The organism is Pollutimonas nitritireducens, assembly GCF_002849615.1.
Classification (GTDB): Bacteria; Pseudomonadota; Gammaproteobacteria; order Burkholderiales; family Burkholderiaceae_B; genus Pollutimonas; species Pollutimonas nitritireducens.
Genome location: NZ_PDNV01000016.1, coordinates 38,358 through 51,841, shown reverse-complemented (window position 1 = coordinate 51,841; position 13,484 = coordinate 38,358). Strand labels below are relative to the sequence as shown.

At 56.9% G+C, this 13,484-nt stretch carries 13 protein-coding genes; 10 read left to right on the top strand and 3 right to left on the bottom strand.

The window, feature by feature from the left end; translation table 11 throughout:
* The first annotated feature begins 150 nt into the window (after positions 1 to 150).
* The 10 genes from CR155_RS19840 to CR155_RS19795 all read left to right on the top strand — a co-directional run bounded on the left by CR155_RS19840 (position 151) and on the right by CR155_RS19795 (position 10,250).
* Positions 151 to 1,098 carry a Bug family tripartite tricarboxylate transporter substrate binding protein gene (locus CR155_RS19840; protein WP_102071779.1) on the top strand — a complete coding sequence of 316 codons (948 nt, stop codon included), beginning with the start codon at positions 151 to 153 and terminating at the stop codon, positions 1,096 to 1,098.
* A gap of 12 nt (positions 1,099 to 1,110) precedes the next feature.
* Positions 1,111 to 2,817 (top strand): FAD-dependent oxidoreductase, encoded by a 1,707-nt coding sequence (locus tag CR155_RS19835; protein ID WP_102071778.1) that lies wholly within the window; start codon positions 1,111 to 1,113, stop codon positions 2,815 to 2,817.
* A 51-nt stretch (positions 2,818 to 2,868) separates the two neighbouring features.
* A complete protein-coding gene (locus tag CR155_RS19830) occupies positions 2,869 to 3,606 on the top strand; it encodes a maleate cis-trans isomerase family protein (protein ID WP_143705222.1) in 738 nt (245 codons plus the stop codon).
* A gap of 58 nt (positions 3,607 to 3,664) precedes the next feature.
* Entirely contained in the window at positions 3,665 to 4,636 is a 972-nt protein-coding gene (locus tag CR155_RS19825) for a Bug family tripartite tricarboxylate transporter substrate binding protein (RefSeq protein WP_233214431.1), read from the top strand.
* A gap of 51 nt (positions 4,637 to 4,687) precedes the next feature.
* On the top strand, positions 4,688 to 5,185 hold the full coding sequence (locus CR155_RS19820) for a hypothetical protein (protein ID WP_143705221.1): 498 nt from the start codon (positions 4,688 to 4,690) through the stop codon (positions 5,183 to 5,185).
* Positions 5,186 to 5,194: 9 nt separating this feature from the next.
* The gene (locus CR155_RS19815) at positions 5,195 to 6,244 is read left to right on the top strand and encodes an NAD-dependent epimerase/dehydratase family protein (protein ID WP_102071775.1); all 1,050 of its coding nucleotides are present in this window, start codon (positions 5,195 to 5,197) and stop codon (positions 6,242 to 6,244) included.
* Positions 6,245 to 6,258: 14 nt separating this feature from the next.
* Positions 6,259 to 6,930, top strand: a complete 672-nt coding sequence (locus tag CR155_RS19810; RefSeq protein WP_102071774.1) for a hypothetical protein — start codon at positions 6,259 to 6,261, stop codon at positions 6,928 to 6,930.
* Positions 6,931 to 6,984: 54 nt separating this feature from the next.
* Positions 6,985 to 7,887: a LysR family transcriptional regulator gene (locus tag CR155_RS19805; RefSeq protein ID WP_102071773.1), complete on the top strand. Its 903-nt coding sequence runs from the start codon at positions 6,985 to 6,987 to the stop codon at positions 7,885 to 7,887.
* A gap of 119 nt (positions 7,888 to 8,006) precedes the next feature.
* The gene (locus tag CR155_RS19800) at positions 8,007 to 9,539 is read left to right on the top strand and encodes an FAD-dependent oxidoreductase (RefSeq protein WP_304528532.1); all 1,533 of its coding nucleotides are present in this window, start codon (positions 8,007 to 8,009) and stop codon (positions 9,537 to 9,539) included.
* 9 nt (positions 9,540 to 9,548) lie between these two features.
* Positions 9,549 to 10,250: a maleate cis-trans isomerase family protein gene (locus CR155_RS19795; RefSeq protein ID WP_102071772.1), complete on the top strand. Its 702-nt coding sequence runs from the start codon at positions 9,549 to 9,551 to the stop codon at positions 10,248 to 10,250.
* A gap of 149 nt (positions 10,251 to 10,399) precedes the next feature.
* On the opposite strand, the gene CR155_RS19790 is transcribed toward CR155_RS19795, so the two are convergent.
* From CR155_RS19790 to CR155_RS19780, 3 genes are all read right to left on the bottom strand, one after another.
* On the bottom strand, positions 10,400 to 11,596 hold the full coding sequence (locus CR155_RS19790; protein ID WP_233214430.1) for an ABC transporter substrate-binding protein: 1,197 nt from the start codon (positions 11,594 to 11,596) through the stop codon (positions 10,400 to 10,402).
* Between the two features lie 191 nt (positions 11,597 to 11,787).
* The gene (locus tag CR155_RS19785; RefSeq protein WP_102071770.1) at positions 11,788 to 12,597 is read right to left on the bottom strand and encodes an enoyl-CoA hydratase/isomerase family protein; all 810 of its coding nucleotides are present in this window, start codon (positions 12,595 to 12,597) and stop codon (positions 11,788 to 11,790) included.
* A gap of 439 nt (positions 12,598 to 13,036) precedes the next feature.
* A complete protein-coding gene (locus CR155_RS19780; protein ID WP_102071769.1) occupies positions 13,037 to 13,456 on the bottom strand; it encodes a carboxymuconolactone decarboxylase family protein in 420 nt (139 codons plus the stop codon).
* Positions 13,457 to 13,484: the final 28 nt, after the last annotated feature.

Here is a 13,484-nt window from a genome sequence, read left to right as displayed (position 1 = left end):
CATCAGGGCCAGCAGTCGGTCTATCCGTTACTGCGCAAACAGGCCGGATATAAGACTGCAACCGTTCTCGCCTAGCCACACATTTCAAAAATTCGATTGCCACAAAGGAGGCGTCCATATAAGACAAAATTGATAACTCGTAGACACTTCATGATGGCGACGGCAGGGCTCGCCGCTGCAGGTCCCCGGATTCTGTTCGCTCAGGGCTATCCGACGCGCCCCTTGTCAGTGCTTGTAGGATTTTCACCGGGTGGCGGAACCGATGTGACAGCGCGTATCGTCTCGACGAGAATGTCCAGCGCCTTTGGGCAACCCATTGTTGTGGAAAACAAGCCAGGTGCGGCCGGCACGCTGGCGGCGGGTCAGGTTGAGCGTGCCGCGTCGGATGGCTACACCATCCTGATGAATGCCAGTGGCGCCTTCATTCACTCCATTCTGAAATCGGACTTTAACTACGACCCCGTCGACGTCTGCACCCCTATTGCCGCAGTTACCAAAACCCCTGTGGTCATGCTGGTCAATAATTCGCTGCCGGTCAAAAACGTCGCCGAATTCGTAAAGCTGGCCCGGGAGAAAGGAGACGGACTCAGTTACGGGTCGGACGGCGTCGCGGGGACGACTCAGCTCTGCGGCGAGTACTTCAATACTTTGGCGGGCATAAAGTTGCTTCATGTCCCTTTCAAAGGGGCAGGTCCTAGTGTTGTCGCGACCGCCTCGGGTCAGGTTGACGCTAACTTTCCCACCTTGCCGTCCGCATTGACGATGCTAAAAGCCGGTAAGGTCAGAGCGCTGGCAGTCAGTGGATCGGAAAGGTCGAAGATCCTTCCGGATATTCCGACCTTCGAAGAGCTCGGCTACAAGGATTTTGACTTCCTGTGCTGGTTCGGCTTTGTTGGTCCGAAAGGCGTTCCCGCAGATATCGTTCAGAAGCTGAATGATGTCACCCAGCAAGCCTTGCAAGATCCAACGATTCAGGCATCCATCGAAAGCCAGGGTATGGAGATCATGCCGGGTTCTTCCAAGGAATGGCTGGACTTCATGGTCAAGGATGCGGAGAACATCAAGCGCATGGCTAAGGTGTCGAATCTGCAATTGTGATGGCGCTACCAAATGAGTAAGGATTTTTTTCTTCCCGACTTGATCATCGTCGGAGGCGGCTTGGCCGGGCTTACCGCCGGCGTCCGCGCCGCGCAACTGGGTTTGCGTCCGCTGGTGCTGGAGCAAGGTGACGGCGAGGATTATCCCTGCAACTCACGGCAATCGGGGGGCATCCTGCATATTGGTTTCCATGATCCTTACCGACCCGCGCAGGAACTCGTCGACATCATCGCCCGGTTGACCGGCGGTGAAGCCAAGCCTGAGCTGGCACGCGCTCTTGCGCAGACGGGTGCCCGGCTGATCTCCTGGCTCCAGGGGGAGGGCGGGAAATTCATGCGTTTCAATCCGCAGGAAGGCTATCGTTGGTGCATGTCGCCGCCGCGGGCCTTGCGTGCCGGCGTCGACTGGAAGAAGCGCGGGCCGGACGTGATGCTGCGCCAGTTGGCGAGAACGCTCGGCGAGATGGGCGGCAAGCTGCAGCTGAAGGCGCGTGTCAAGGGCCTTCTGATCGAGGATGGACGTTGTGTAGGGGCTCGCGGTGAGTGTGACGGCCAGCCGAAAGAATGGCGCGCTACACATTGCGTGCTGGCTGATGGCGGTTTTCAAGCAAACCGCTTATTGGTTGAGCAATACATTACGCCACGCTTCGACGCGTTGTTTCAACGCGGCGCAAGCACCGGTCATGGCGACGGCCTTCAGATGGCCCAGGCAGCCGGCGCGGCGCTCACCGACTGCAGCCGCTTCTACGGCCACCTGTTGTGCAGCGACGCGAAACATAACGACCAGGTATGGCCTTACCCTGAGGTCGACGCCATAGCCACGGCGGGTATCGTCGTGGATGGTTCTGGCCGCCGCTGCGTCGACGAGGGCAGGACGGGGGTGAGCCTGGCCAATGAATTGGCCTCGCAGCCCTGCGTCGACAGGCTCTTCGCCGTGTTCGACGCGTCGATCTGGAACGGGCCCGGGACCACGGCTCGCATTCCGGCCAATCCGCTGCTGGAACGGGCGGGTGGAACGATTTTGCGCGCCGATTCCGTGGCGGAGCTGGCGCAGAAGATGGATGTTCCCGCCGCCGCCCTTGCGCAGACGCTGGACTCTTACAACCGCGCCCTGGATGCGGGCACGTTGCAGGAGCTGGACATCCCGAGGTCCGAGCAGACCCAACCCTATGCCGTTCGCCATCTGCCCTTGATGGCAATTCCGATCTGCCCGGGTATTACCTACACGATGGGCGGCATCGACATCAATGAACACGCGGAAGTCCTGGACAGAAGCGGGCAGCCGATACCGGGACTCTTTGCCGCAGGCGCGACGACGGGCGGCCTTGAAGGTGGCAAGCGTTCAACGTACATCGGGGGCCTGATCAAGGCGGGATGTTTCGGCCTGTTGGCCGCCGAGCGGGTGGCCACGTTAGAGGGCAAGTCGTTTTCCAGCGACGGTAATGACAGAGGCCAGGTTGGCCACTCCGATCCGAATCGGGAGGAACAGGTCCATGGCTTGGCCCGTTTTCCGGTCCTGAATATGGTGGTGCGCCATGACAAGGCTATCGGGCTTATGGCGGGTGCAACCGTTGCGGCAATCGTGGTTTCGTTGGGATGGAATTTGCTTTCGTGGTTTGTGTTGCCGATTGCGCTGGTGCTTGCGGTCGTCGCTCTGGTCGTCGTGCTCGGCGTAGCCGAACTCGTGAAGCTGGTGACGGAATTCTTGATGCCCGAATAGCGGGTCCCCGTGGGCCGAGCCGCCCATTTCTACTTTTTAAAAGGAAGACTAATGTACGGATGGCGAGGAAGGATTGGTCTGTTAGTACCTTCTATCAACACCACGATGGAAACAGAGTTCTGGAAAATCGCGCCCGAGGGTGTTTCAGTTCACGTTGCCCGGATCGCGGGCGGCCGACAGGGTACGCCCGATGAACTGCGCAGCATGGAAAACGCGAGCAAGAAGGCAGCAGAAGAAATAGCCATGATCGAGCCCGATGTGGTGGTGTACGGCTGCACGAGCGGCAGCTTTTTCGAAGGGCCCGAATGGAACGCGCGCATCTGCGAAGAGCTGACAACGATAACAGGCGCGCCAACCGTAACGACCGCAGGCGCCATGGTCGCTGGACTAAATGCGGGCGGCCATAAAAAAGTCGATATCGTCACGCCTTATGTAGACGTGACCAATGCCCGATTGAAAGACTTCTTGAAGCTGCACGGCATTGAGGTCGGCAAGCTATCGACCTTCGATATGCTCGACATGTTCGACCACGCCAAGATCCTTCCAGAAGAAATTTATCAGAAAGTCAAAGAAACTATCATGCCTGATTCCGAAGCCGTGTTCATTTCGTGCACCCAGCTGCGTGCTCTAGAAGTCATCGATATGCTCGAACGGGACCTGGGCAAACCCGTTTACAGCGCCGTTCAAGCTTCCGCTTGGCAAGCCTTTGACTTGATGCATATAGATCCAGGCATCGTAGACAGCGGCCGCTTGCTGCGCAGCCTTTCCAGTCCTATTCAACACACATAAATAAGTAGTGGCCCCGCGGAAGTTTGTTCTTCTGCATCTGCAGATATAAAGGAGACATATGATGAAAAAAATCTGGAATAATTTGTTGCTGCTTCTGGCGGCCGCGGTAATCGCCCCCTCGGTGATGGCCCAAGGCTACCCTGACCGTCCTATCAAATGGATCGTTCCATGGCCGGTGGGCGGCGGTGCGGATGTGGTAGCGCGTTTGTTCAGTGAAAAGGTTTCAGAGAAATTGGGACAACCGGTCATTATCTTCAACCAGGGTGGAGCGGGCGGCAATATTGGCGCCCGCGCGGCAGCCGATGCGAAGCCGGATGGGTACACCATGGTTTTTGCTTATTCCGGGACGCATTCGATCAATCCGCACATCTACAAGACGATGCCGTTCGAACAGGGCGACTTTGCTCCCGTGATTTTCCTGACATCGGTGCCACAGCTATTGGTTGTCAATGCATCGGTTCAGGCGCACAGCGTCAAAGACCTGATTGCCCTGGCGAAGGCGTCGCCTGGAAAGCTGAAGTTCGCGTCCAGCGGTAATGGTGCCATCAATCATCTGGCAGGCGAGTTGTTCACCAACATGGCAGGCATCAAGCTGATGCACGTGCCTTACAAAGGGGGCGGCCCCGCTGCAATGGCGGTGCTTAGCGGAGAAGTGGACATGGTCTTTGGCGAGCCTTCGACGCTTTTGGCCAACATCAAGGCAGGAAAGCTGCGTGCTATTGCAACCACTAGTGGGGCGCGCTCGATCAGCCTGCCCGACATACCCACCATCTCCGAGTCCGGTGTGCCTGGCTACGATGTCACCTCGTGGAATGGCGTGCTTGCGCCAGCCGGCACACCACCCGAAGCTATTGCCCGCTTGAACAAGGCCTTTAACGAGGTGCTGGCCGATCCGGATATGCGCAAGCGTCTGCTTGCAATCGGCTACGAGCCCATAGGGGGCAAGCCCGAAGACTTTTCGAAACAGATACAGAGCGAGCTCGACAAGTGGGGGCCCATCGTTAAGCAAACCGGGCTGCAAATCAATTGAACGTCGCCATCAGCGTTCCGGTTCTCTTTCCGCGGTGCAGGGGGGTATTGAATGATTTTTATGAGTCAGAGCGGATTGCTCGATCGTACTCGGGAAGCCGAGTGGGATGAATGGTACGTCGAGCACTTGCGCATCATGGAAACGGTCGACGGCATCCATTCGGCACGGCGATTCAAGTCTGAAAGCGAGGGTTGTCCGCCTTCGCTAGCCATGTATTCCGTGGAGGCTATTGCGGTCTTCGAGGATCCGTACTACCAGAAGATTCGTGGGATGGGCGAGTGGCTGCCGTTGATCGACAGGGCTTTCTATTGCCGTAATCTTTTCGAAGGCATGTCAGTGGCGCCAGAGGTTCCGGCCGATCGTGCTCTGTGGGTGGTCGATCGCGATACGCCCGATCTCGTGCTGGGTGATGTCGGCTTTACGTGGTTGATATCCGTCGGCCTGGATCGATCCACCCCGTATCGCGGCATTGCGGTCGTGCCGCCAGGAGCGGATGAGGCCTTGGCGCATGAAGCCGGGGTGGCAGTCTATAAACCTTTCACACCATAGCGACCTTCCATGGCTCAGAATCTTGTTTTGATCGCGGGGGCGACGGGTCAGATCGGCGCCTCCGTCGCGCGTCATGTGATGGACCGTAGCGGCTGGGATCTGGTCGGGCTGTCGCGTCGTGTGCAACAGCACGTGCCGTGTCCTATGCTTGCTGTCGACTTGCTTGATGCGGAAGACTGTCGCCGCAAGCTGGGAGGTATGCAGGGCGTGACGCATGTTGTGTATGCCGCGCGCTATGACCACGCGGGTGGAGAACTTGAATCGGTCGACATCAATTTGCAGATGCTGTCCAATTTGCTGACGGCGGTCAAGGATCGACCTGATCTGCGCCATATCCATGTTGTGCATGGCACCAAGTATTACGGACACAATGCTGGGCCTGGCCCGGTTCCCTATCGCGAAAATGCCCCGCGCTCGCCGCGTCCGGTTTTCTACTACGCGCAGCAGGACTTCCTGATTCAGCAGCAGGGTGGACAGGCATGGGACTGGAGTATTTCACGTCCTCACACCTTCTGTGATCTGGTTCTTGACGAACCTCGCAGCATTACGCTACTGGTCGCCATCTATGCCTCCATGCTCAAGGAGCTCGGCCTTCCGCTGCGGTTTCCCGGAACCCAGCTCGCGTTCAAGTCGAGAACGCAATTTACCTGGCTGCCAATGCTCGCGCGCTCCATCGAATGGATGATCACCGATCGGACCTGCGCCAATCAGGCGTTCAATGTGGTGAACGGGGACGCAGAACGCTGGAGCGCATTGTGGCCCGCCATCGCCGATTACTTCGACATGGCCTGCGGCGACCCCGAGCCCGAGCGGCTTGCACGTTTTCCAGAGAGCCATAGCGACATATGGTGCGATATGGTATCCCTGCATGGCTTGCGTCCTTCCGAATTGTCGACCGTCGCGCAATGGGCCTACGGCGACTATGTTTTCTCCCCGGAATGGGATGTCGTCTCTTCCATGGACAAGGCCAGGGAGCACGGGCTTACCGAGAGTATTGACACCCGGCAGATGTGGCGAGACAGCTTCGACTTCTACCGCAGCCATAAAATCATTCCGTGATCCAGGAAAGAATCATGATGCAAGGCAAGGCAGTATTGGCACTCTGGATCGATATTGATCCGGCCGTGCGAGATGAATGCGATGATTGGTACATAAACAGGCATATTGCCGACCGTATTGCCGTGCCGGGCTGGCGCCGCGTCAGACGTTTTCAGGGCGTGCAAGATGCTCAGCCCGCAACGCTGGCGCTGTACGAAGTGCAAGAACCCGAGGACCTGGTGTCCGATGGCTATCTGCGCCTGCAGCGCAATGTTGAAGCCACGGATATCCGCATGCGTGCCATGTTTCACAACGTCGTGCGCGATACTTTCAAGGTTCGTCATAGCTCGGGTCGAGGCGAAGGTGGCCTGATGCTGTCGTTGCGCTTCAGGACTGATACGGCGAACATTTCGGACGAGGCAGTCGCGCTGGCGGTCACCGACGAGATCATTCCTGCGCTTGCAGCGCTACATGGCATTGTGGCGATACATTTGCTGCAGCAGGCACCCGAATTTCGCGAGATCCACGACGGGCATCGCAAGTCGGGTAGCGACGACGCCCGGGCACATTGGGTACTGCTGGTCGAAGCTACACGGGGCGATTATGCGGAGACAGCAGGCAAGTTATTACGCTGCTGGCCGGATGGCAAGGTGCTTGGGCTGAGCGACGCCGAAGTCGGCCTATACGATCTGATGTACGCCGTGTAGCAATTTTTCTTTTCCCAGTACCCGAAGCCGTAGGTATCAGTTAAGCTTGCGGGCATGGCAACCACGAATATCCCGCGTTTCGACCTGGTCGACCTCAGACTTTTCGTCATGGTGGCAGAAAGCAACAGTTTCACCAAAGGTGCCGAGAAGGTGTTCCTGTCGGTTGCGGCGGCTAGCCTACGTATCAAAAGCCTCGAAGAGCGGCTTGGCGTCCAGCTTCTTTATCGGAACAAGCGGGGCGTTTCGTCTACACGGGCGGGTGAAGTGCTGCTGGTACATGCGCTACGCGTCCTTGACGAGATCGAGCAGCTACAAAACGAAATCCAGCCCTTTTCCCAGGGTGTCCGCGGCCATGTGCGTCTGTTTGCCAATGCCACCGCAATCTGCGAGTTCCTTCCCGAGGTTTTGGCTCGGTTCTTCGAGACGAACCCGGCCATCACCGTCGACTTGCAGGAAAGGTTGAGTGCAGAGATCGTGCATGCCGTGCTCGAGGGAGTCGCCGACATCGGTGTCATCTCGGCCCGTGTCGCGGCAGACGGACTCGAGACCCTCCCTTATAAGAAAGACCAGATGGTCATCGTGGCGCCGCAAAATCATCCGCTGGCGGAGGTGGAGTCCGTCCATTTCGCCGACGCACTCGACTATGAGTTTATTAGCCTGGATTCTCGCAGCGCCAGCTACTCGTATCTGCAGCAAGAAGTGGAATTGCTAGGTCGCGCTATGCATAAGCGCATTCAGGTCTCCAGCTACGATGCGATGTGCCGCATGGTTGAAGCTGGTGTCGGTATTGGCGTGCTTCCCGAGATGGCGGCGCGCCGGCTTGCGCGGTTATCACGCATTGCGATCGTGCAGTTGCGGGACGAGTGGGCCACTCGTGAGCTCCGTATCTGCGTCCGAAAGCAGTCTGAACTGCGTACCTTCGCCCGCGAGTTGATCGACTTTATTTTGCAGATTTAGGAATCACAAAGCATTGCTTTGTCAATTCCAAATTGCCCCTGGCGACGGAAGCATACACACTGGCGATACTGGTGACGGCTAGTCCGCGCCTGCACATCGCATCGCAAGGAACTTAAAGTATGTCGAAGAACGGAGTTCGCATGACGGTTACCGTGTCTGATATCCTGGTCATCGGAGCTGGCGGCGCGGGGTTGGCTGCAGCGTACGAGGCCGCGAAGCTGGGTCGTCATGTCGTGGTGCTCGAGAAGAATCCCAAGCCGGGTGGGTCGACGTCTTGGTCCGTGGGTTCAGTCACGGCCGCCGACACGCCGCATCAGCGAGTCGCGGGTATCCGAGACAATGCAGACGCCCATTTCGAAGACCTGGCCCTGCATGCGGGTGAATTGGCCCCGCGCGATAACCTGAGGCTGCGGCGGATTCTCGTCGACAATAGCAGCGAGATGCTTCAGTGGCTGATGGACTTGGGCGTTGTCTTCGTTGGCCCCGAAGAGGAGCCTCCGCATCGTGTGGCGCGCATGCACAATGTCGTGCCGAACTCAACCTCGTTTGCCTACCATTTGACGCGCCACTGCAAGGCTTTAGGCGTAGAGATCGTCGTCGGTACGAAGTCCAGCAACTTTATTGTCGTGGACGGCCGTGTCGTCGGTGTGGAGGCCGTTGGGCCTGATGGCCTCAAGAGTTCATTCCTGGCAAGGCACGGCGTGGTATTGACTTCTGGTGACTATAGCGGCGCGGCGGACCTGAAGCGTAGCCTTGCGTCAGAGTCGGTTGTGCCGGTAGACCCGGTAAATCCAACAGCGACGGGTGACGGCCATAGAATGGCGTTGGCCATCGGTGCTCGAGTGCTCAACGGCGATATTGTCCGTGGGCCGATCATGCGGTTCATCCCTCCCTCTCGCCGTAATCTGGTACAGCGCTTGCCGCCATCTCGCTTCGTCGCCCGGATGATTGCCTGGTCCATGGGACATCTTCCACAAGCGGTGCTGCGCCCCTTTTTGATGAGCTTTCTGACCACGGCGCTGGGTCCTTCTCCCGACCTGCTGCGCCAGGGGGGCATCTTGATCAACAAGCTGGGGCATCGATTCACCAACGAACTGGGTAAGCCGGCAGCCGATGTTGCGCTTCAGCCGGAAAAAGTGGCGTGGATAGTCATGGACGAGGCGATCGCCAGCCAATTCGAACAATGGCCGTTCTTCGTATCGACCGCACCCGGCGTGGCGTATGCCTACCTGAAAGACTATCAGCGTAACCGGCCAGACATCTTTCATCGCGCAAGCACATTGCAAGGCCTTGCCGATAGTATGGGCGTTCCCTCGCCAGAATTGCGTGAGTCCATCGATGCGTACAACAACTCAACGGATCGCGGTGGCCGACCTGCTTTAGGCAGCGGGCGCTATTGTGCCCTCGGTCCCGTCAAGAGTTACGTGGTGTTTACGGATGGAGGTCTGGCGGTCAGCGAGCAACTCGAGGTCTTGGGCGCGGATGACCATCCTATCCCCGGTTTGTACGCGGCAGGTTCTGCAGGGCAGGGCGGGTTGCTGCTCGAGGGCCACGGGCACCACCTGGCCTGGGCCTTCGTGTCGGGCCGCATCGCTGGCCGCAATGCCGCGCAGTCGCCTGCAACGATTTCTGCTTTTAATCCATCTGAGTGAGTATTCAAAATGAGCCGTATTGGTCTGTTCGTCCCATCTTCAAACACCACCATCGAACCAGAGTTTTATCGTGCGTTGCCGCCGCATGTCACCTTGCATGTGGCTCGACTGTATCTGACGCAGATCGCTACCGATTCCATCGAGAATGTCGTGCGCGACATCGAGGTCCAGGCTCGCAATCTAGCCAGCGCCGATGTAGATGTCATTGTGCTGGGCGCAACGGCGCCCAGTTTTCTTAAAGGCCTGGGTTACGATCTTGAGGTGACTCAGCGCATAGAGCGTGCCTCGGGCAAGCCGGCAACCACCACGTCGACGGCCTTGGTCAAGGCGCTCGGCATGCTCGGTATATCGCGGGTAGCGCTAGGCGCCGCTTACGACGATCGCGTCAATGGAATTGCAAAGGAATTCCTGGAAGCCAGTGGCATCGAGGTAGTTCACGCAAAGGGCTTGGGCATGGTCGACAACCTTGCCGTTGGTCGACTGGATGATAACAGCGCGCTCGAGCTGGCCCGCGAAATCGATCGTCCGGACGCCGAAGCCATCGTGCTCGCCTGCACCAACTGGAAGACCATGGGCGTGATAGAGCAACTCGAACAAGAGCTGGGAAAACCGGTCCTGTCGACAACGCAAGTCAGCATATGGGCCGCACTGCAAATGATCGGTGAGACGGACGCCATCCATGGCTATGGAAAGTTGCTACGCGATATCTAATGTGAGGGGGGCATGGTTGCAGCGGTTGTGGTTCGCCGCTTTCATTGAGGCCGAGCACGTCTCCCGTCTCCCGTCTGCTGGAAGCAAGATCGCCGACGTTTTGCGTCGGCGATCTTTTTGCCAAACCTTCTTTGCGTACGTTAAAGGCCTTACTTCTTGACCAGCGGGCAGGCGCTTTCTGACAGAGGGCGCCATGCTTTATCTGCTGGAATAACAGAATTGATCTTCAGCAGATCCCACGGGCCTGTGGATTCCGATGGCTTTTTGGCTTCCGCCAGGAACATGTCGTAGACCATGCGCCCGTCGGCACGTATCTTGCCATTATCGGTATAGAAGTCGTCAATCGGCGTTTTTTTCATTTGTTCGGCTACAGCTTCGGCGTCGTCCGTGCCTGCCGACTTGACGGCATTCAGATAATGCATCGTGGCCGAATACATGCCAGCCTGTACCATGGAAGGCATGCCGTTGTGGCGGTCATAGAAGCGCTTGGAGAAGGCACGGGTTTCATCGTTGCGATCCCAATAAAAGCCGGTGGTAAATTGCAACCCCTGTGCGGCCTGCAATCCCATGCCCTTCACATCATGGAGAAACACCAGCAGGGTGGCCAGTTGCTGACCACCTTGCGTGATGCCAAACTCCGATGCCTGGCGCACGGCGGTCTGGGTATCGGTACCTGCATTGGCCAGCCCTATCACCTTGGCACCGGACGCCTGCGCCTGAAGTAGATACGAGGAAAAATCAGCGGTATTTAGCGGAGCGCGAACGTTGCCGAGAATCTTGCCATTGTTTTCTTTTACCACCGCGCTGGTATCGCGTTCAAGCGCATGCCCGAAAGCGTAATCGGCGGTGATGAAAAACCAGGAATCTCCTCCATTCTGCGTTACGGCGGCCCCCGTCCCATGGGCGAGGGCATAGGTATCATAGACATAGTGAATGCCATAAGGAGAACAGTTTTCATTGGTCAGGGATGACGATGCTGAGCCAGCAAAGATAGTCAGCCTCTTTTTCTCTTTGCCAAGCTTCTGCAGCGCGATCGCAGAGGCTGAATCAGTTGATTCAATAATCATGCTCACGCCGTCCCGGTCGTACCATTCTCGGGCTCGTGCGGCAGTGACGTCCAGTTTATTCTGATAGTCGGCTGAAAGAACTTCTATCTTACGACCGAGAATTTCGCCGCCGAAGTCTTCAACTGCCATCTTTACGGCCTGGACCCCGCCGGGGCCGCCGTGAGCGGAATACACACCGGTCATATCTACAATAGCGCCGATGCGAAATGGGCCCTTGTCCTGCGCCTGGACGGTGACACTGGCACATAATGCTCCCAGCATGAATGCCGTGATCTTCAAGAGTGTAGGTTTTTTCATAGTCTCTCTCCTTTGGGTTTGTGATGAATGTCTGCGTGAGGCAGTTTCTGCGAGCGACAGTGCTCCCTAGCTCTGCCCGGAGCCTGTCAGTTGTAAATTTCCGTCGTCAGTTTATGTTGCAGCCAGCGGTCTGGATATCGGTCAAAGAGGCCTGATGGGGGAATCGCCAGTCGTTAGAATGGGCAGTCTGGGTCGAAGTTGGGACTGCGTTTTTCAAGAAAGGCATCAATTCCCTCTATGCCCTCAGGGCCCGCAAATCCGGTGAACTCAAATGCCAGCGAGGCATCGAAAATGGGTTGAGCCTGTTTGATCCAGTGGTTCAGCATCATTTTGGTCCATCGTTGGGCCGCAGGCGCTCCCTTGGCCAGACGGTTGGCGATTTCGACGGCGCGGGCTTCCACCTCTTCGTCGGGCAATGCAAGGGAAACCAGATTCATGCGTTCGGCTTCTTCACCAGTGAATGTTTCGGCGGTCAGGAGGTAATACTTTGCCTTGGCCATGCCGCACAGAATCGGCCAGATGATCGCCGCGTGATCTCCTGCGGCGACACCAATCTTTAGATGACCGTCTGAGAACTTGGCGTCCTTTGCGACGATGGATACATCTGCCAGCAGTACGGTGGCCAACCCGGCGCCCACTGCCCAGCCTCTGGCCGCCGTGACGATGGGTTTGCGGCAGTCGAGCATATTTGTGACAAGGTCTCGTGACTCTTTCATTGCGCGCATCCTGAGCGCATAGTCATCGCAAACTTTGCGCTCATGCTTCAGGTCTCCACCCGCCGAAAAAGTCTTGCCGTCACCTGTGAAAATGATGACGTTTACGCTGTCGTCGGCGTCGACATCGCGCCATATCTCTGACACTTCTCGATGCATCGTGGCATCCATGGCGCCCATCTTTAAAGGCGAGCGCATGGTGATGCGCAGAACCTTGGGACCAGGTCGGTCGAATGAGAGTCTTTCGTAACGAGCGTAGCGGTCAGTCATATTTTCCTTCTGTCAGAGAGCAGGCAATTGCATATGCTATGCCTTAATGAATGGGGTTAATGATGAGTTAAGCAAAGCTCGTGCCAAGTGCCGTTTAATTACTTATGGGGTTATTGCGTTGGGGTAGGCAGGAAAATCCCGTACTGCGTCGCAGGGCGAGTTAAGTTTCTGATCTGAGAAAGGCCAATTCATGTCTTCGGTGTCTTCAATTTGTGCACTTTGCCAGTGTGCCTAGAGGAAGAATCGGAGGAAGGAACGTGCTACGCGACCATAGATATTGTTCATTGGATGGAGGTGGTGTCGCCGTCATGGCGAACTACCGGCTTATCCATCCTGAAGCTTGTGTCCAGCCTTCCCACTTAGAGGCCCAAATTCGAAAGTTATATAAGCCACTGATCCGGCGCTCATGTGCACGTAGAAAGGCTTTAAGAAGTCAGATTTATGGTGCGGCGTTTTGCTTTGCCTTGGCGGCTACCTCTTCCAGAACCTCCACCACTACTTTTGTGCTTTCGAGGGTAGCGGGCACGCCGCAATAGACGGCGACCTGCAGCAAAATCTCCATGATTTCTTCTTGACTGAGGCCATTATTCAAGGCGCCACGAACGTGGAGGCGCACTTCGTTTGGTAGGTTGAGGGCGGAAAGTATGGAAAGATTGATGATGCTGCGGGTGCGGCGATCGAGCCCTGGCCGGGACCAAATTTGTCCCCAGCATAGCTCCGTTACGAATTTCTGTATCGGTGCAGAAAAGTCAGTGGCTGAATCCAGAGATTTTCTGACATGGTCGACGCCGAGGACCTCTTCGCGAATTTTAAGGCCTTTCATAAACAACTCTGATGTGAACTCGTCGCGTGTGGTCATGTAAAACTCCATGGGTGATAATTGACGT